This window comes from Streptomyces sp. Inha503, assembly GCF_047215865.1.
GTDB lineage: Bacteria > Actinomycetota > Actinomycetes > Streptomycetales > Streptomycetaceae > Streptomyces > Streptomyces lycopersici.
Window position 1 is genome coordinate 4,130,991 of sequence record NZ_CP178360.1, and the last position, 18,188, is coordinate 4,149,178.

Annotated in this window: 14 protein-coding genes; 12 read left to right on the plus strand and 2 right to left on the minus strand. The window is 72.8% G+C overall.

Annotation, left to right across the window (positions count from 1 at the left end; genetic code table 11):
• Window positions 1–73 precede the first annotated feature (73 nt).
• Window positions 74–328 carry an alpha/beta fold hydrolase gene (locus ACJX2R_RS17065; protein ID WP_413100797.1) on the plus strand — a complete coding sequence of 85 codons (255 nt, stop codon included), beginning with the start codon at window positions 74–76 and terminating at the stop codon, window positions 326–328.
• A 103-nt stretch (window positions 329–431) separates the two neighbouring features.
• Here the strand turns inward: ACJX2R_RS17065 and ACJX2R_RS17070 are convergent, their stop codons facing one another.
• Complete coding sequence (locus ACJX2R_RS17070) at window positions 432–2,054, minus strand: alkaline phosphatase D family protein (RefSeq protein WP_413100798.1); 1,623 nt, start codon at window positions 2,052–2,054, stop codon at window positions 432–434.
• Between the two features lie 173 nt (window positions 2,055–2,227).
• Here ACJX2R_RS17070 and ACJX2R_RS17075 point away from each other — a divergent pair, with 173 nt between their 5' ends.
• From ACJX2R_RS17075 to ACJX2R_RS17085, 3 genes are all read left to right on the plus strand, one after another.
• Window positions 2,228–3,001, plus strand: a complete 774-nt coding sequence (locus ACJX2R_RS17075; RefSeq protein WP_413100799.1) for an SDR family oxidoreductase — start codon at window positions 2,228–2,230, stop codon at window positions 2,999–3,001.
• 278 nt (window positions 3,002–3,279) lie between these two features.
• On the plus strand, window positions 3,280–3,897 hold the full coding sequence (locus ACJX2R_RS17080) for a hypothetical protein (RefSeq protein ID WP_413100800.1): 618 nt from the start codon (window positions 3,280–3,282) through the stop codon (window positions 3,895–3,897).
• Window positions 3,898–4,043: 146 nt separating this feature from the next.
• Window positions 4,044–4,892 carry a glycosyltransferase family 2 protein gene (locus ACJX2R_RS17085; protein WP_413105879.1) on the plus strand — a complete coding sequence of 283 codons (849 nt, stop codon included), beginning with the start codon at window positions 4,044–4,046 and terminating at the stop codon, window positions 4,890–4,892.
• Between the two features lie 798 nt (window positions 4,893–5,690).
• Here the strand turns inward: ACJX2R_RS17085 and ACJX2R_RS17090 are convergent.
• On the minus strand, window positions 5,691–6,311 hold the full coding sequence (locus tag ACJX2R_RS17090; protein WP_413100801.1) for a TetR/AcrR family transcriptional regulator: 621 nt from the start codon (window positions 6,309–6,311) through the stop codon (window positions 5,691–5,693).
• Between the two features lie 200 nt (window positions 6,312–6,511).
• Between ACJX2R_RS17090 and ACJX2R_RS17095 the strand changes: the two genes are divergently transcribed.
• The 8 genes from ACJX2R_RS17095 (at window position 6,512) to clpB (ending at window position 18,157) form a co-directional block, all read left to right on the plus strand.
• The gene (locus tag ACJX2R_RS17095) at window positions 6,512–7,576 is read left to right on the plus strand and encodes a DMT family transporter (RefSeq protein WP_413100802.1); all 1,065 of its coding nucleotides are present in this window, start codon (window positions 6,512–6,514) and stop codon (window positions 7,574–7,576) included.
• 76 nt (window positions 7,577–7,652) lie between these two features.
• Window positions 7,653–8,855 carry a PP2C family protein-serine/threonine phosphatase gene (locus ACJX2R_RS17100; protein WP_413100803.1) on the plus strand — a complete coding sequence of 401 codons (1,203 nt, stop codon included), beginning with the start codon at window positions 7,653–7,655 and terminating at the stop codon, window positions 8,853–8,855.
• Window positions 8,856–8,874: 19 nt separating this feature from the next.
• Entirely contained in the window at window positions 8,875–11,394 is a 2,520-nt protein-coding gene (locus ACJX2R_RS17105; RefSeq protein ID WP_413100804.1) for a SpoIIE family protein phosphatase, read from the plus strand.
• 162 nt (window positions 11,395–11,556) lie between these two features.
• Window positions 11,557–13,479, plus strand: coding sequence for a molecular chaperone DnaK (gene dnaK, locus ACJX2R_RS17110; RefSeq protein ID WP_413100805.1), 1,923 nt, complete (start codon window positions 11,557–11,559; stop codon window positions 13,477–13,479).
• Window positions 13,480–13,520: 41 nt separating this feature from the next.
• Entirely contained in the window at window positions 13,521–14,162 is a 642-nt protein-coding gene (locus tag ACJX2R_RS17115; protein WP_413100806.1) for a nucleotide exchange factor GrpE, read from the plus strand.
• A gap of 7 nt (window positions 14,163–14,169) precedes the next feature.
• Window positions 14,170–15,141, plus strand: a complete 972-nt coding sequence (locus ACJX2R_RS17120) for a DnaJ C-terminal domain-containing protein (RefSeq protein WP_413100807.1) — start codon at window positions 14,170–14,172, stop codon at window positions 15,139–15,141.
• Window positions 15,138–15,524 carry a chaperone modulator CbpM gene (locus tag ACJX2R_RS17125; RefSeq protein WP_413100808.1) on the plus strand — a complete coding sequence of 129 codons (387 nt, stop codon included), beginning with the start codon at window positions 15,138–15,140 and terminating at the stop codon, window positions 15,522–15,524. Before ACJX2R_RS17120 ends, ACJX2R_RS17125 begins: the two co-directional genes overlap by 4 nt.
• Window positions 15,515–18,157, plus strand: coding sequence for an ATP-dependent chaperone ClpB (clpB, locus tag ACJX2R_RS17130; protein ID WP_413100809.1), 2,643 nt, complete (start codon window positions 15,515–15,517; stop codon window positions 18,155–18,157). Before ACJX2R_RS17125 ends, clpB begins: the two co-directional genes overlap by 10 nt.
• Window positions 18,158–18,188: the final 31 nt, after the last annotated feature.

Genomic DNA, 18,188 nt, shown 5'->3' on the forward strand with positions numbered 1-18,188 from the left:
TACCTGGCAGTGAAGTCGGCCTTCACCCCGGCCGACTACGAGTTCTACGCCCGATACCTGCGACGCCGGGCGCGTGACCGCGTGGATGAACATGTACCGGGCGCTCTACACCAACATCGATCAGAACAAACAGTTCCGGGCCAAGGGAAAGCTGCCGATGCCGGTCCTCGCGATCGGCGGGCAGAAGGCTCTGGCCGGAAGCGTCGCCGACCAGTGGCGCGCCTACGCGACACACGTCGAAGGCAGGGTAATCCGTGGTTCCGGTCACTGGATCACCGAGGAGAAGCCTCATGAGCTGACCAGAATGCTGCGCCAGTTCCTGCGGTAACCGCCAACGGCCCGGGGTCGGTGTCCTCTTTGTGGGGCCGGTGGCTCTTTGAAGGCGGGGCCCGCGGCGCCGGTCGGCGCCGCGGGCCCCCATCGCCCGCCCGTCAGACCTGCTTCAGGCCGGGGTTCCCGGCCTCGCTGACGAGCGACGCCGCCGTGGTGAGCGGCGCGCCCTGGGTCGTGACCGCGGAGACAGTCTTGTAGTCGGCCCGTGCCCGCTCCTCGTCCAGCGAGACCGTCACATAGCCGCGCCGGCCGTTGTAGAACTTCATATGCGGGTTGGCGGCCATGTAGGTGGCCCAGTTGTCGGGCTTGTCGGCGCCGTCCTTGCCGCTGCTGATGGAGGTGCCGACGAACTCCACGCCCAGGGTCCGGGAGCCCGGGTCGTCGAAGTCCTTCTTGATGTCGAAGGCGTAGTGCACATGGACATCGCCGGTCAGGACGACGAAGTTGGCCAGGCCCGCCTTCTCGACACCGGCCAGGATCCGCTCCCGGGAGGCGGGGTAGCCGTCCCAGGAGTCCATGGAGAGCTTGGAGCGCGCGGCCGTGGTGTTCTTCCGCTGGGAGAAGGTGACCTGCTGCGGCAGCACGTTCCAGGTGGCGGTGGAGCGCTGGAAGCCGTCGAGCAGCCAGCGCTCCTGGGCGGCGCCGGTGAGGGTGCGCGAGGGGTCCTCGGACTCCGGCCCCGGGTACTGCCAGCCGTCGCCGTACGCCTGGTTGGAGCGGTACTGGCGGGTGTCGAGGATGTCGAACTGGGCCAGCTTGCCGTAGTGGAAGCGGCGGTAGAGCCGCATGTCGGCGCCGTTCGGCTGCTGCGGCATCCGCAGCGGCATGTTCTCCCAGTACGCCCGGTAGGCGGCGGCCCGGCGGATCAGGAACTCGTCGGACGGGCCGCCGTTCTCGTCGATGTCGCCCGCGTAGTTGTTCTCGGTCTCGTGGTCGTCCCAGGTGACGTACCAGGGGAAGGCGGCGTGGGCGGCCTGGAGGTCCTCGTCGGACTTGTAGAGCGCGTAGCGCAGCCGGTAGTCCCCGAGCGTCATGGTCTCCTTGTTGAACACCGCGGGGAGGGTGCGGTCGGTGTAGCCGCGGGCGCCGCCCGCGGCGTTGACCGCGTACTCGTACTGGTAGTCGCCCACGTGGAAGACGGCGTCCAGGTCCTCCTGCGCCAGGTGGCGGTAGGCGGTGAAGTAGCCGTCGTGGTACGCCTGGCAGGACACCAGGCCGAAGCGGACCTCCTGGACCTTGGCGCCCTGGGCGGGGGTGGTGCGGGTGCGGCCCACCGGGCTGGTCCAGTCCCCGGCCTTGAAGCGGTACCAGTAGACGCGGCCCGGTTCGAGCTCCTTGGCGTCCACGTGCACCGTGTAGTTGAACTCGGCATGCGCGGTGGCTGTCCCCCGGCGGGCGACGCGGCTGAACTTCTCGTCGCGGGCGATCTCCCACTCGACCTTGACGGTGCCCTCCTCGGGCAGCCCGTTGCCCGGCTCGTAGGGGCGGGGCGCCAGCCTGGTCCACAGCACGACGGCGTCGGGCAGCGGGTCGCCGGAGGCCACGCCGAGCGTGAACGGGTTGTCGGCGAGGGCGCGCGGCGACACCTGCGCGGCGTGGGCGCTGGGCAGGTTGGTGGTGAAGGCGAGCGCGGCGGCGGCTCCCGTCACGGTGAGGAAGCGGCGGCGTCCCAATGTCGCGGCCGCCGCTCGTATGGCGCGCTGATGCGAGTCGTGTGCCATGTGCTCTCCCCTGGCTCGTGGCGTCAGAGGAATTGGAGTGTCGGGGGACGGCCGGGTGTTTGCGTGCACACGACATGGATATGACCGCTCGGTGAGCTCCATTGCCGGAAGGGACCTTTACGGCGAATCGGCGCCACCACATGGCGAACTGACGTGGCGTACGCTGCGGCGCCATGAGCGACGGACGTGTATCGGTGGTGTCGAAGGTGGCGGTGGTGACGGGCGCGGGCTCCGGGGTCGGCCGGGCCGTGGCGCTCGAACTCCTGGAGGCGGGCTGGTCGGTGGTGCTGGCCGGGCGCCGCGAGGAGGCCCTTGCCGAGACGGCGCGGCTGGCCGGTGGCGGCCCCCCGGCCCCCGTGGTGCCGACGGACGTGGCCAGTCCGGAGCGGGTGGACGCGCTCTTCGCGGCGGTGCGGGAGCGGTTCGGACGGCTGGATCTGCTGTTCAACAACGCGGGCAGCTTCGGCCCGCGCGGCGTGCCGGTGGAGCATCTGGCCTACGAGGACTGGCGGTCGGTCGTGGACACCAACCTCACGGGGGCGTTCCTGTGCGCACAGGCGGCGTTCCGGCTGATGCGCGATCAGGACCCCAGGGGCGGGCGGATCATCAACAACGGCTCGCTGTCGGCGCATGTGCCCAGGCCGGACAGCGTGGCGTACACGGCCACCAAGCACGCCATCACGGGGCTCACCAAGTCGCTGTCGCTGGACGGGCGCCGGTACGGCATCGCCTGCGGGCAGATCGACATCGGCAACGCGGCGACCGAGATGACCGAGCGGATGTCCGCCGGGGTGCCGCAGGCGAGCGGGGAGGTGGTGGCCGAGCCCGTGATGGACGTCGCGGACGTGGCACGTACGGTGCGGCATATGGCGTCGCTGCCCCTGGAGGCGAATGTGCAGTTCGCGACGGTCATGGCGACGGCGATGCCGTACATCGGCCGCGGCTGACGGATGAGGGAACGTCACCCGTCGTAGATAACCCTCCGATTGTGGAGATAATGTGAGGATGCGGGCAATTCACCCCATCGGCACAGCGGTTCCCGGACACCTCCTCGCCTCCCCCCGGACTGTTCGAGGACCGCTCGATATGGCAGGGTCGATTCCCACCGCGCCACATCCTTCACCGCTGCCCCACCACCGCCCCACACCGCGCCACACCGTCCCACCACCGCGCCACACCGTCCCACCACCGCCCCACACCGGCATCCGAACGAAGAGAGACCGCCGTGCGTTCTCTGCCGCTCACCCTGGTCGCCCGTCTGCTGCCCGTCGCCGTCCTCGCCGCCGCGGGGGTGGCCATGACGACGTCGGACGACTCGGATACGAGCGCCACCCCGGCGGGCCCCTCCCCCCAGACCTCGGCCCCGGCCACCGGCGCCGCCGCGCCGCGCTACGCCAAGCCGCCCGAGGAGGCGTGCACGGTCCTCCCGGAGTCGATGATCAAGGACCTCGTGCCGGGCGCCAAACCGGCCGGGAACGAGCTGAAGTCCAGCGACCTCAACCGCCGTACGGGCTGCTCCTGGCACGCGCTTGACGACTTCGACTACCGCTGGCTGGACATCGCCTACGACGTCAAGAGCGTCGCGGGGAAGGGGAAGCAGAAGAGCGAGGGCGGCAGCGCGGTGCCCGGCCTCGGCGACGACGCCTCGGTGACCGAGAAGACCACCGATGACGACGACCAGGGCATACGCGAGGCCGTGGTGACGGTCCACCAGGACAACGCCACGGTCACCGTGACCTACAACGGCGGCGACTTCGAGAGCCACAAGGCCGCCGACTCCGATGACATCCGTAAGGGCGCCATCGACGCGGCCAAGAAGGCGCTCGCCGCACTCGACGGCTGATTGCCTTGCTCAGTCCTTGATGAACATCAGCCGTACGGAAGTGTCCTTCTGAGTGAACGGTTACGATCGCGGGCATCGCAACCGAACTCTGGAGTCCCGCCGTGTCCGCCGCCCCCGAACCACGCCTGGGTATCGCCATCCTGACCATGGGCAACCGGCCCAGAGAGGTGGCCGCCCTCCTGGAGTCGGTCGCGAAGCAGGACGTACCCCCGGCCCGCGTCGTGGTCGTCGGCAACGGCTCCCCGCTCCCGGAGTTCCCGGAGTTCCCGGGCGAGGTGACCACGGTCGAGCTGGCGGAGAACCTCGGGGTCTCGGGCGGCCGTAACGTCGCCTGGCGGCGGCTGCGCGAGTTCGGCGACGTGGACGTGGTCGTCGACCTCGACGACGACGGGCTGCTGGTGGACGCCGACGTCTTCCGCCGGGTGCGCGATCTGTACGCCGCGGATCCGCGCCTGGGCATCGTGAGCTTCCGCATCGCCGACGAGACGGGCGAGACCCAGCGCCGCCACGTACCCCGGCTGCGCGCGTCCGACCCGATGCGCGGCGGCGAGGTGACCACCTTCCTCGGTGGCGCCCACGGCCTGTCGATGGCGATGCTGGAGCAGATCGGCGGCTGGCCGGACGAGTTCTTCTTCACCCATGAGGAGACCGACCTCGCGTGGCGGGCGCTCGACGCGCGCTGGAAGGTCGTCTATGCCCCCGAACTGCTGCTCCAGCACCCCCGGACCTCCCCCGCCCGGCACGCCGTCTACCACCGGATGACCGCCCGCAACCGGGTCTGGCTGGCCCGCCGCCACCTGCCGCTGCCGCTGGCCCCGCTGTACCTGGCCACCTGGACGCTGCTCACGCTCGCCCGCACCCGCTCCCTGACCGGGCTGCGGGCCTGGGCGGGCGGCTTCCTGGAGGGCCTGCGCACCAGCTGCGGGCGGCGCCGCCCGATGCGCTGGCGCACGGTCTGGCACATGACCAAGCTGGGCCGCCCGCCCATCATCTGACGGCCCGGCGGCCGGGCCGACGGCCTTACGGGGCCGACTCGAAGGCACCAACGCCCCTACGCGGTGTCCGGCGAACCGTGCCGCCTGCGGCGGGCTGTTCCCCTCCCCGCCCCTTCCCGATACCAGGGGCTCCGCCCCTGGACCCCAAAGCCCGAGTCGAAGCCCCGGCCACGCGGCGGAGCCGCACATCATTGAGACCGCGGAAAGCGACGGAGCCCCGATCCGCAGCCTGAGGCGAAGCCCCGGTTTCGGGGTCTGGGGCGCAGCCCCGGCGGGGCCCGGGGCGCAGCCCCCGTGGCGCCTGGGGCGGAGCCCCCGTGGGGCCTGGGGCAGAACCCCGGTGGGACCTGAAGCAGAGCCCCGGCCGGGCCCGAGGCGAAACCCCGGCGGGAGCTGAGGCGAAGCCCCCGTGGGATCTGGGGCGGAGCCCCCGTGGGATCTGGGCGAAACCCCGGCGGGGTCCGGGGCGAAACCCCCGCGGGGCCTGGGGCGAAACCCCCGCGGGGCCCGGGGCGGAGCCCCCGTGGGGTCCGGGGCGAAACCCCCGCGGGGCCCGGGACGAAGCCCCGGTTTCGGGGTCTGGGGCGAAGCCCCCGTGGGGCCCGGGGCGAAACCCCGGCGGGGCCCGGGGCGAAACCCCCGTGAGGCCTGGGGCGAAGCCCCGGTTTCGGGGTCTGGGGCGCAGCCCCGGCGGGGTCTGGGGCGGAGCCCCCGTGGGGTCCGGGGCGCAGCCCCGGTTTCGGGGAGGGGTGGGGTGGGGGCAGCCCGCCGTAGGCGTGCGGGTACCGCCGGGCGCCCCTAAGGCGTCAGCCCGAGGGTGGGGAAGACCGACGCCTCGAGGAAGCGCGTCAGATACGCGCGGTCGGCGGCCCGGCCCTCGAGCAGGTGGCGGACCCGCATCGCGCCGATCAGCTGGGTGGGGACGAACTCGAGGGCGGGGTTGTCCGCGGCCACCTCGCCACGCTCCACCCCCCGGCGGACCATCGCCTGGATCGTCTTCACCTCGTGCTCGATCAGCGCGGCGCGCAGCGCCTGGAGCAGATCGGGGTTCTGCAACGCGGCGTGCCCGAGGGCGTACACCAGCGCGGTGTCACCGCCGCACACCTCCCCCGCCTCGCCCACGGCCTCCGCGACGGCGCGCAGATCGCCCGCGAGGGAACCGGTATCGATGCCCTCCAGCGCGAAGGGGCGCTTGCAGGAGCGCAGCGCGGCGACGACGAGCTGGGGCTTGCTGCACCACTGCCGGTAGAGGGTGGAGCGGCTGGCGCGGGTGCGGGCGGCGACCGCCTCGATGGTGAGGGCCTCGTAGCCGCCCTCCTGGAGCAGTTCGAGGACCGCCTGATAGAACTCCTGCTCCCGCTCTGGGGTGATCTTGGAACGGCGCTGCGGCGCGTCCGTCTCCGGGCTCTGCGTCGCCATCGGGTCCTCCTCCTCGGTCCACCGGACTCCGGCTCCCTCCCCGACCACGCAGTGTACCGACACATCCGCGTACCGATACGCCCTTGTACCGATACACCTCCGCACCGGTACACTCTTGTATCGATACGTTTGTGTGCCGATAGCGCCACTGGTGGCAGGCAGGCAGACAGTGCCCAAGTGCCCAGAGGAAGGCACGGTGGATGAACCCGACCGTCATAGCCGTCGCGCTCGCGCTCGCCTCGGCCGTCGCCTACGCGACCGCGGCCGTGGCGCAGGAGCGGCTGGCCGCGGGCGGCCGGCCGGACCGCATGCCGCGGCTGCTGCTGCGCGGCGCCTGGTGGGGAGCGGTCGGCCTCAACTCCACCGGTGCCCTGCTGCATGTGGCCGCGCTGCGGTACGGACCGCTCACCCTGGTCCAGCCGCTCGGCGCGCTGACCCTGGTGGCGGCCGTCCCGCTGGGCGCGCGGCTCGCCGGGCGGCCGGTGGTCCGGGACGAGTGGCGGGGCGTGGTCCTCGCCCTGCTCGGCCTCGGCGCCCTGCTGCCGGTCACCGCCGGGGAGACCCCGCGCGAGACGCTGAGCCTGCCGGAGGCGGTCGGGCTCGCGGCCGTCGTGCTGGCGTTCATCGGGCTGTGCGTCCGGTCGGGGCACGGGAGTCGCGGGACACCGGGCCGCGGGCTACGATTCGCCACCGCGTCCGGGGTCGCCTCCGGCGTCGCCTCGGCGCTCACCCAGACCCTCACGGTGGCGCTCGCCGGCTCCCGCGCCCCCGAGGCGGCCCTGGTGTCCTGGCGGACCGCGGTCGTGGCCGTGCTCGTCGCGGCCTTCGCGGTGAGCGGTCTGCTGCTGTCCCAGAGCGCCTACGCCAGCGGCCTCGGCGCGCCCCTTGCCACCCTGACCCTGGCCAACCCGGTGGCGGCGGCCGCCATCGGGATCGTGCTGCTGGACGAGCGGTTCCGGGGCGGGCCGGGCGGCTGGGCCCTGGCCGCCGTGGGCGCGGCGGCGGCCGCCCGCGGGGTGGTCCTGCTCTCGCGGGCTCCGCGGTCGGGGGTGGGGACGCGCGGGGACACCGTGGTCGTACGGAAGTCCGGCGTACGCGATGCCGCCGTGGCCCTGCCGGAGACCGCCGTACGAGAGACCGCCGTACGCCAGGCCGCCCTGGAGACCGCCGTACGCCAGGCCGTCGCGCGCGAGGCCCTCGCCCCCGGCGAGCCAACGCGCGAGCCCGCCGCCGTCCCCCGGGAGCCGGTGCCCACGCCCCAGTGACCCCCGTGGCCCCATGACCCCCGTGGCCCCCATGACCCCCGGGCGTCGCGGGGCCCGCCGCCGTAAGGTTGACCGCATGGTGGACGCGAACGTGTCGACCTCGGCCGAGACCGCTGAGCAGGCGCTGGAACAGCTGCTCAGGGCCACCCACGAGGCGTCACCGGCGGAGCTCCCGGTGGCCCTGGACCGCTACACCGAGGCCATGGACATGGGCCGCGCGGTCGTCTTCCTGATCGACCTCCGGCAGCGGCTGCTGATGCCGCTCGAGGAGGGGGAGCCGCGCCTGGAGCTCGACCACTCCCTGGCCGGATTCGCCTACCGCACCGACTCGGTGCGGGTCGAGGAGGAGGTCTCGGGCGGGCTCACCGTATGGCTGCCGCTGATGAACGGCGCGGAGCGGCTCGGGGTACTTCAGCTGCGGATGGCCTCCCTGGACGGGCTCAGGCTCTGGCGCTGCCGGACGCTGGCCTCGCTCCTGGCCCTGGTCATCACGGCCAAGCGGACCTATATCGACACCTTCGCGCAGCGCACCCGCACCCGGTCCATGCAGTTGCCCACGGAGATGCTGCGGGCCTTCCTCCCGCCCCGCTCCATCGGCACCGGCCGGGTGGTCTCGACGGCCGTCGTGGAGCCCGCGTACGAGCTGGGGGGCGATGCCTTCGACCACTCGTTCACCGAGGACGTCCTGCACGCCACGATCCTCGACGCGATGGGCCACGACCTGGCGTCCGGGCTGACCACCTCCGTGGCGATGGCGGGCAGCCGCAACGCCCGGCGCACCGGCGCCGACCTGGCGGCGCTCGTCACCACCGTGGACGAGGCGCTGGCCAAATGGCTTCCGGACCAGTTCTGCACGGGCGTCTTCCTCCAGTTGCACATGCCCAGCGGGGCGCTGCGCTGGTCCAACTGCGGCCACCCCACACCGCTGGTCATCCGCCACCAGCGGCTGCTGGACAAGGAGCTGGAGCGGCCCGCCGAACCGCCGCTGGGGCTGCCCGCGCGGCTGTCGGACGCGCCCCGCCAGATCCATGAGACGACGCTGGACCCCGGTGACCGCGTCCTGCTCTACACCGACGGGGTCGTGGAGTCGCGCGACGAGGGAGGCGAGCAGTTCGGCCTGGAGCGCTTCGCCGACCACATCATCCGCTCGACGGCCGCCGGGCAGAACGCCCCCGAGGTGCTGCGCCTGCTCATCCACGCGATCCTCGACCACCGGCACAGCGAACTCAGCGACGACGCCACGATTTTGATGATCGAGTGGCATCCGCCGGGTCCATGAGCCGTCCACCCGATGTCCGATGACGACGCCTCCCGACCCCACGGCCCCCCGCGTCCGGCCGGACCCGCCGCCCGGCGCCCCCGGCCTGGCCACGGCCACGGTCGACGACCACGGCGTGCTGACCGGGTGGAGCGAGGGCGCGCGGCGGCTGCTGGGCTACCGCGCCGAGGAGGTCGTGGGGCGGCCGGCGGCCGAGCTGCGCGCCGAGCCGACCGCCGGGGACACCGCCGGGGGAGCCGGGCGCTGTCTGGCGGACGAGCCCCGGTGGAGCGGCCGGATCGCGCTGTGCCACCGGGACGGCCATCCGGTGGAGGTCGAGCTGCTGGCCCAGCGCGGTCCGGGCGGTCCGGGCGGTCCGGGCGGTCCGGGCGGTCCGGTGGGCGACGGACCCGCGGGCTGGCTCCTGGTCTCCGCCGCGCCCCTGGAACCACAGGAGCCGGGCGTACCGGCGGACCACGTGTTCGCCCAGTGCCCCTGCGTCCTGGCGCTCTTCGACACCGAGCTGCGGCTGGCGCGGGCGAACGCCTATATGCAGGCCGCCACCGCCCGCAGCGAGGAGCAGATGCGCGGGCTGCGGCTGACGGAACTGGTGGGGCACGGGGAGAGCGAGGGGGTCGAGCGGGCCATGCGGCGGGTGCTGGAGAGCGGCGAACGGCTGGAATTGGAGGCCCATCTGCGGGAGCCGGGCGATCGCCAGGAGCACGCCTGGTCGGTCTCCCTGGCCCCGCTGGCCAATCCCACCGGCGGGCTGCGCGGCGTGTGCTTCGCGGCCCGCGACACCACCGCCGAGCAGGAGGCCCGGCAGCGGCTCCAGCTGCTCAACGAGGCGGGGGCGCGGCTGAGCGGCCATCTGGACCTGGACCGGATCGCCCAGGAGCTGGCCGAGGTGGCGGTCCCCCGGCTCGCCGACTTCGCCAGCGTCGATCTGCTCACCTTCCTCCACGAGGGCGACGAGCCCCCGGAGGGGCCACTGCGCGAGCCCATCACCCTGCGGCGCGCGGCCCACCGGTCCGTCCTGGAGGGCGCCCCGGAGGCGCTGGTCGACGTCGGGAGCCTGGCCACGCATCCCGAGCACTCCCCCACCGCGGCGTGCCTGATCAAGGGCCGGGCCGCGCGGTACCAGGTGACGCCGTCCCTGCTGGCGCGCTGGGAGGCCACGGACCCCGGCCGGGCCGCCCGGATCCGCGAGCACGAAAGCCATTCGGTGATCGTGGCGCCGATGCGCGCCCGCGGGGTCACCCTCGGTACGGCCTTCTTCGCCCGCCACCGCACCCCGGCGCCCTTCACCGACGACGACACGCTGCTGGCCGAGGAGCTCACCTCCCGCGCGGCCGTCTGCGTCGACAACACCCGCCGCTATCTGCGTGAGCGCGGAACGGCCGAGGCCCTCCAGCGCAGCCTGCTGCCGCAGCGGCTGCCCGAGCTGACCGCGCTGGAGATCGCCTCGCGCTATCTGCCCTCGGGCGCCTGGGCCGGGGTGGGCGGCGACTGGTTCGACGCGATCCAGGTGTCCGGCGGCCGCGCCGCCGTGGTGGTCGGCGATGTCGTGGGCCGGGGCATCCACGCGGCCGCCACCATGGGGCGGCTGCGCACCGCCGTGCGCACCCTGGCCGACTGCGATCTGCCGCCCGGCGAGCTGCTGACCCACCTCGACGACCTGGTCACCCGGCTGTCCTCGGACGAGAGCCCCGAGAGCTTCGGATCCTTCGGCGCCACCTGTCTGTACGCGATCTACGACCCGGTCTCCCGGCGCTGCACCATCTCCGCCGCGGGCCATCCCGCACCGCTGGTGGCCGACCCGGGGGGCACCGCCGACCTGCTCGACCTGCCCACCGGCCCACCCCTCGGGCTGGGCGGACTGCCGTTCGAGACCATGGAGACGGAGCTGCCCGAGGGCAGTCTGCTCGCCCTCTACACCAACGGCCTGATCAACGGCCGCGAGCGCGAGATCGGCGCCGGGCTCGAGACGCTGCGCGACGTCCTGAGCCGCCCCGCGCCCTCCCTGGACGCGCTCTGCGACGACGTCCTGCGGGCCCTGCCCCCGACCCATCCCGACGACGACATCGCCCTGCTCCTCGCCCGTACCCGGGCACTCCACTCCGACCGGGTCGCCACCTGGGACATCCCGGCGGACGCGCCCGCCGTCGCCGAGGCCCGCCGGAGCACCACCGAGCAACTGATCGGCTGGGGTCTCGAGGAGACCGTCTTCACCACCGAGCTGATCGTCAGCGAACTGGTCACCAACGCGATCCGCTACGGCCGTCCGCCCATCCGGCTGCGGCTGATCCGCGACCGCGACCTCATCTGCGAGGTCTCCGACGCCAGCAGCACGGCACCCCATATGCGGCGGGCCCGGGTCTTCGACGAGGGCGGCCGGGGCCTGATGCTGGTGGCCCAGATGGCGACGCGCTGGGGCACCCGGCAGAGCACGGACGGCAAGACGATCTGGGTCGAGCAGGACGTATCCACGGACGCCACGAACTCCACGGACTCCACGGACTCCACGGACTCCACGGACTCCACGGACTCCACGGACTGAGGGGACCGGCTCCACGGGCTGAGGGGCACCGGCCCCCCGGGGCGCAGGGGCCGATTCCTGTCCGATTTGTCACCCTGGAAGGAGAGGCCCCGTCCACCGATCCGCTTCCGCGGCCGACCGGGCGATGCATGCGGCCCGCGGCCGCCCCCGGAAGGAGTTGCCATGGCCAAGGCAGTCGGCATCGACCTGGGCACCACCAACTCGGTGATCGCCGCATGGGAAGGCGGTGAGTCCTCGGTCGTTCCGAACTCCGAGGGAAGCCGCACCACACCGTCGGTGGTGGCCTTCACCGACACCGGTGAACGGCTGGTGGGGCAGCTGGCCCGGCGCCAGGCGATCCTCAACCCCAAGGGCACCATCTACTCGGCCAAGCGGTTCATCGGCCGCCACTACGACGAGGTCTCCGCCGAGGCCAAGGCGGTCGCCTACGACGTCGTCCCGGACGAGGGCGGCCTCGCCCGCTTCAAGGTGCGCGAGAAGCTGTACTCGCCGGAGGAGATCAGCGCCCAGGTGCTGCGCAAACTGGCCGACGACGCCGGGAAGCAGCTGGGCGAGCGGGTGACCGAGGCGGTCATCACGGTGCCCGCGTACTTCAACGACGCGCAGCGCAGCGCCACCAAGGACGCCGGTGAGATCGCCGGTCTGACCGTGCTGCGGATCATCAACGAGCCGACCGCGGCCGCCCTCGCCTACGGCCTGGACAAGAAGGGCCATGAGACCGTCCTCGTCTTCGACCTCGGCGGCGGCACCTTCGACGTGTCCATCCTGGACGTCGGGGACGGGGTGGTGGAGGTCCGCTCCACCGCGGGCGACAGCCATCTGGGCGGCGACGACTTCGACCGGCGGCTGGTCGACCATCTCGCCGACACGTTCCAGCGGGAGAACGGGATCGACCTGCGCCGGGACCCACAGGCACTCCAGCGGCTCTTCGAGGCCGCGGAGAAGGCCAAGACCGAGCTGAGCTCGGTGACCCAGACCCAGCTCAACCTGCCGTTCATCACCGCGGACGGCTCCGGTCCCAAGCATCTGACCGAGACCGTGATGCGGTCCACCTTCGAGCAGATCACCGTCGATCTGGTGGAGCGCTGTCTGGGCCCGGTGCAGCAGGCCATGGCCGACGCCAAGGCCGGCGAGAGCGACATCGACGAGGTGATCCTGGTCGGCGGCTCGACCCGGATGCCCGCCGTACAGGCCCTGGTCCGCCGGCTGACCGGCGGCAAGGAGCCCAATATGAGCGTCAACCCCGACGAGGTCGTGGCGCTGGGCGCCGCGATCCAGGCCGGGGTGCTCAAGGGCGAGGTCAAGGACGTCCTGCTGCTCGATGTCACCCCGCTGTCGCTGGGCGTCGAGACCCGCGGCGGCGTCATGACGAAGATCATCGAGCGGAACACCACCATCCCGGTGCGCCGCACCGAGACCTTCTCCACGGCCGAGGACCACCAGCAGGCCGTGGACATCGTGATCCTCCAGGGCGAGCGCGAGCGGGCCGCCGACAACCGGGTGCTCGGCCGCTTCCAGCTGGCCGGCATCCGCCCGGCGCCGCGCGGCGAACCGCAGATCGAGGTCGTCTGCGACATCGACGCCAACGGCATCCTCAACGTCACCGCCCGCGACCGGGACACCGGCAAGGAGCAGTCCATCCAGATCAGCGAGACCGGCAACCTCGAACGCGGCGAGGTCGAGCGGATGGTCCAGGAGGCCGAGCGCAACCGCGGCGAGGACCAGGCGCTGCGCGAGGCCGTGGACGCGCGCAACGAACTGGACACCGGCGCCTACCAGGTCGAGAAGCGCCTCTCCGAACTGGGCGACGCGGTGCCCTCCCATGAGAGATCGCGCGCCGAGATGCTGGTGAACGACGCCCGCCAGGCGGTCAGGAACGAGGCCGGGACCGATCGGACCAGGCCACTGGCCTCCGAACTCCAGCAGGTCTACGCGGGCCTGGCCGCCCATGTGACGGCCGGTGCGGGCGCGGGCCCGGCCGGTGGACCCGGGGCGGGCGGCGCCCAGGGCACCGGCACCGGGGCCGGGGGCGGCGGAGGGGGAGACGACGAGGACGTCATCGACGCCGAGTTCGACAAGGGCTGAACCGAAAGGCCCATCCGACAAAGGCTCACCGAGAGGCCGCCATGTCCACTCAACCTCAGCAGCCCGACCCGGTGCCGGAGGGCGCCGTGACGGAACCGGAGCCGGAACTGGAACCGGAGCCGGAACTGGAGCAGGAGCAGGAGCTGCCCGCCCCGGGCACCGCGGAGGCGCGCGGCGCGGGCGAGGAGGGCCCCGGCCCGGACGCGGCCGGCGGCCCCACCATCGGCGAGGCCGGCGAGCGGGCCGCCGAGCAGGCCGCCGCGCTGGCCGAGCTCGACGACCGCTGGCGCCGGGCCCTGGCCGACCTGGAGAACCTGCGCAAGCGCCACGCCAGGGAGCTGGAGCGGGAGCGGGCCGCCGAGCGGGCCCGTACGGCGGTGGCCCTGCTGCCCGTCGTCGACAACCTCGAACTGGCCCTCTCCCACGCCGAGGCCGACCCCGGCTCGATCGTGGAGGGCGTCAAGGCCATCCACGACCAGGCCGTGGCCGCCCTGTCCCGGCTCGGCTACGAGCGGCAGGGCGAGACGGGGGTGCCGTTCGACCCGGCCCGGCACGAGGTGGTCGGCGTGGTCGAGGACCCCGAGGCCGAACCGGGCACCGTGGTCCAGGTGCTGCGCCCCGGCTACGGGGAGCCCGGCCGCCAGCTCCGGCCGGTGGCCGTGGCCGTGGCGAAGCGGGAGTGAGAAGGCCATGGCACGGGACTACTACGAGGTGCTCGGGGTCTCACGGGGCGCGAGCCAGGACGAGATCCAGCAGGCGTTCCGCACCCGGGCCCGCCGTCATCACCCCGATGTGAACAAGGACCCGACCGCCGAGGAGCGGTTCAAGGAGCTCAACGACGCCTACAGCGTGCTCTCCGATCCGAGGACCCGGGCCCGCTACGACCGGTTCGGCGAGGACTTCCGCAAGATCCCCGAGGACTGGGAGGAGCGCGTGGGCGCCGGTGCCGGAGGCGGTGGCGGTGGCTTCCGCGGCTGGACGACGGCCGGCGACGGCGGCCGGGTGCGGTTCACCCGTGGCTTCGGCGAGGACGCCGGGGGCGAGGGGGTGGACTTCGAGGACCTGTTCGGCGCGTTCTTCGGCGGTGGCGGCGCGGGGCCGGGCGGCGCGGGCGGCGTCACCATCCCCGGGGCCGACCAGGAGGCGGAGCTGCCGCTCACCGTCGAGGACGCCTTCCACGGCGGGCGCCGCGGGGTCACCCTGGCCGGGCCGACGGGGCAGCGCGCCTTCGAGGTGAACGTCCCGGCGGGCGTCATCGACGGGCAGCGCATCCGGCTGGCCGGGCAGGGCGGCCGGGGCACCGGTGACGCACCGGCCGGGGATCTGTACCTACGGGTGCGGATCCAGCCCCATCCGCGGTTCCGACTGGACGGCCGGAACATCCATGTGACGCTCCCGGTGTCCCCCTGGGAGGCCGCGCTCGGCGCGACCGTCCCCGTACCCACGCCAGGCGGCACCGCCAAGGTGACCGTCCCGCCCGGCTCCTCCGGCGGACGCCGGCTGCGGCTGCGCGGCGAGGGCATGCCGGACCCGCGCGGCCCCGACGGCGATCTGTACGCCGAGATCCGCGTCATGGTGCCGCCCCACCTCGGCCCCCGGGAGCGGGAGCTGTTCGAGGAGCTGGGCCGCACCTCCTCCTTCGACCCCCGGAGGGAGCGATGAGCACTCACGTACCCGGGACCGTCACGGTCACCCGCCACCCGCCCGTGACGTCCGTCCACTACGAGCTGGTGCCCGCGCGCAGGCTGTCCCTGGAGACCGTGGCCGACCGCACCGGGCTCCACCCCGACCTGATCCGGCGCTTCGTCGCCCTCGGCCTGATCGACGCCGAGCGCGACGCCGCCGGGCGGCTGGTGTTCGCCCTCGACGCCCCGGCGGCGCTGGCCCGCGTCGAGCGGCTGCACACCGGGCTCTGCCTCAACTACGCCTCCATCGGCCTGGTGCTCGACCTGCTCGACCGCATCAACCGGCTCGAAGCCGAACTGCGCCGCGGCGGCGCGAGGAGTGCGGAACCGCCGAGGAGTGAGGAACCACCATGGACATGAACCGCCTCACCCAGAAGTCGAGGGAAGCCCTCCAGGACGCCCAGACCAGGGCCCAGGGTTACGGCCACACCGAGGTCGACGGCGAGCATCTGCTGCTGGCCCTCCTCGAACAGCCCGACGGGCTGGCACCCAGGCTGATCGGCCGGCTGGGCGCCGACCCCGAAGCGGTGCGCACCCTGCTGGAGGCGCAGGTGGCCCGCAAGCCCAGGGTCACCGGCCCCGGGGCCACACCGGGGCAGATCTTCGCCACCCAGCGGCTGGCCCAGGTGCTGGACACCGCCGAGCGGGAGGCCGAGCGTCTGAAGGACGAGTACGTATCGGTGGAGCACCTGGTGCTCGCGCTCGCCGAGGAGGGGTCCGCCACCGCGGCGGGGCGGGTGCTCAAGGAGCACGGCGTCACCAAGGAGGCGTTCCTGGGCGCGCTCACCCAGGTGCGCGGCAGCCAGCGGGTCACCTCCGCCAACCCCGAGGTGGCGTACGAGGCGCTGGAGAAGTACGGCCGGGACCTGGTCCTGGAGGCCCGCTCGGGCAAGCTGGACCCGGTGATCGGCCGGGACGCCGAGATCCGCCGGGTGACCCAGATCCTCAGCCGCAGGACGAAGAACAACCCCGTGCTCATCGGCGACCCCGGCGTCGGCAAGACCGCCATCGTGGAGGGCCTGGCCCAGCGCATCGTCCGCGGCGACGTCCCCGAGGGGCTGCGCGACAAGACCGTCTTCGCCCTGGACATGGGGTCCCTGGTGGCCGGCGCGAAGTACCGCGGGGAGTTCGAGGAGCGGCTCAAGGCCGTGCTCACCGAGGTCACGTCGGCCCAGGGGCGGATCCTGTTGTTCGTCGACGAGCTGCACACCGTGGTCGGGGCGGGGGCCGCCGAGGGCGCCATGGACGCCGGGAACATGCTCAAGCCGATGCTGGCCCGCGGCGAGCTGCACATGATCGGCGCCACCACCCTGGACGAGTACCGCAAGCACATCGAGAGGGACGCCGCGCTGGAGCGCCGCTTCCAGATGGTGCTGGTGGACGAGCCGAGCGTGGAGGACACCATCTCCATCCTGCGCGGTCTGCGCGAACGTCTCGAGGTGTTCCACGGCGTCAAGATCCAGGACACCGCGCTGGTCTCCGCCGCCACCCTCAGCCACCGCTACATCAGCGACCGGTTCCTGCCGGACAAGGCCATCGACCTGGTGGACGAGGCATGTGCCCGGCTGCGTACCGAGATCGACTCCATGCCCGCCGAACTGGACGGGATCACCCGCCGGGTCACCCGGCTGGAGATCGAGGAGGCCGCGCTCTCCAAGGAGACCGAGCCGGCCAGCCGGCAGCGGCTGGAGGAGCTGCGCCGGGAGCTGGCCGATCTGCGCGCCGAGGCCGACGCCAAGCACGCCCAGTGGGAGGCCGAGCGGCAGTCCATCCGCCGGGTGCAGGATCTGCGCCGGGAGCTGGAGGAGGTGCGCCGCGAGGCCGAGGAGGCCGAGCGCGCCTACGACCTCAACCGCGCCGCGGAACTGCGCTACGGCAGGCTCCGGGAGCTGGAGCGCAAGCTGGCCGCCGAGGAGGAGCAGCTGGCCGCCAAGCAGGGCACGCACCGGCTGCTGCGCGAGGTGGTCACCGAGGAGGAGATCGCCGACATCGTCTCCGCCTGGACCGGGATCCCGGTCTCCCGCCTCCAGGAGGGCGAGCGGGAGAAGCTGCTGCGCCTGGACCAGATCCTCCAGGAGCGGGTCATCGGCCAGGACGAGGCGGTCAAGCTGGTCGCCGACGCCATCATCCGGGCCCGCTCGGGCATCCGGGACCCGCGCCGCCCGATCGGCTCGTTCATCTTCCTCGGCCCCACCGGCGTCGGGAAGACCGAGCTGGCCAAGACGCTGGCCGCCGCGCTCTTCGACACCGAGGAGAACATGATCCGCCTGGACATGAGCGAGTACCAGGAGCGGCACACGGTCAGCCGGCTGGTCGGCGCCCCGCCGGGGTACGTCGGCTACGAGGAGGGCGGCCAGCTCACCGAGGCGGTGCGGCGCAAGCCGTACTCGGTGGTGCTCTTCGACGAGATCGAGAAGGCCCACACCGATGTCTTCAACACCCTGCTCCAGGTCCTGGACGACGGCCGGATCACCGACGCCCAGGGGCGGCTGGTGGACTTCCGCAACACCGTGATCATCATGACCTCCAACATCGGGTCGGTGCACCTGCTGGACGGGGTCACCTCCGGGGGCGAGCTCAAGCCGGACGCCCGGGGCCTGGTGATGAGCGAGCTGCGCGGCCACTTCCGTCCCGAGTTCCTCAACCGGGTCGATGACATCGTGCTGTTCAAGCCGCTCGGCGAGGCCCAGATCGAGCGGATCGTGGAGCTCCAGTTCGCCGAGTTGCGCAAGCGGCTGGCCGAGCGCCTGATCGCCGTCGAGCTGACCCCGGCCGGGCGTGAGGTGATCGCCCACGAGGGCTATGACCCGGTGTACGGGGCCCGCCCACTGCGCCGCTACATCTCCCACGAGGTGGAGACCCTCATCGGGCGCGCCCTGCTGCGCGGCGATGTCGAGGAGGGCGCCACCGTCAAGGTGGACGGCCGACACGGCGAGTTGGCGGTCGGCTACGAACGGCAGCCGGAGATCGCCGGACTCGGGAAGGCCGCGTGAGCGCGATGCCGCCTCGGACCGTACCGCCCCG

What these genes read in the sequence shown, in the direction of transcription:
- ACJX2R_RS17125 (WP_413100808.1), top strand. Translation starts at nt 15,138, where the DNA reads ATGAGCACTCACGTACCCGGGACCGTCACGGTCACCCGCCACCCGCCC.
- ACJX2R_RS17115 (WP_413100806.1), top strand. Translation starts at nt 13,521, where the DNA reads ATGTCCACTCAACCTCAGCAGCCCGACCCGGTGCCGGAGGGCGCCGTG.
- clpB (WP_413100809.1), top strand. Translation starts at nt 15,515, where the DNA reads ATGGACATGAACCGCCTCACCCAGAAGTCGAGGGAAGCCCTCCAGGAC.
- ACJX2R_RS17070 (WP_413100798.1), bottom strand. Translation starts at nt 2,054, where the DNA reads ATGGCACACGACTCGCATCAGCGCGCCATACGAGCGGCGGCCGCGACA.
- dnaK (WP_413100805.1), top strand. Translation starts at nt 11,557, where the DNA reads ATGGCCAAGGCAGTCGGCATCGACCTGGGCACCACCAACTCGGTGATC.
- ACJX2R_RS17120 (WP_413100807.1), top strand. Translation starts at nt 14,170, where the DNA reads ATGGCACGGGACTACTACGAGGTGCTCGGGGTCTCACGGGGCGCGAGC.
- ACJX2R_RS17105 (WP_413100804.1), top strand. Translation starts at nt 8,875, where the DNA reads ATGACGACGCCTCCCGACCCCACGGCCCCCCGCGTCCGGCCGGACCCG.
- ACJX2R_RS17085 (WP_413105879.1), top strand. Translation starts at nt 4,044, where the DNA reads ATGGGCAACCGGCCCAGAGAGGTGGCCGCCCTCCTGGAGTCGGTCGCG.
- ACJX2R_RS17090 (WP_413100801.1), bottom strand. Translation starts at nt 6,311, where the DNA reads ATGGCGACGCAGAGCCCGGAGACGGACGCGCCGCAGCGCCGTTCCAAG.
- ACJX2R_RS17100 (WP_413100803.1), top strand. Translation starts at nt 7,653, where the DNA reads ATGGTGGACGCGAACGTGTCGACCTCGGCCGAGACCGCTGAGCAGGCG.
- ACJX2R_RS17075 (WP_413100799.1), top strand. Translation starts at nt 2,228, where the DNA reads ATGAGCGACGGACGTGTATCGGTGGTGTCGAAGGTGGCGGTGGTGACG.
- ACJX2R_RS17095 (WP_413100802.1), top strand. Translation starts at nt 6,512, where the DNA reads ATGAACCCGACCGTCATAGCCGTCGCGCTCGCGCTCGCCTCGGCCGTC.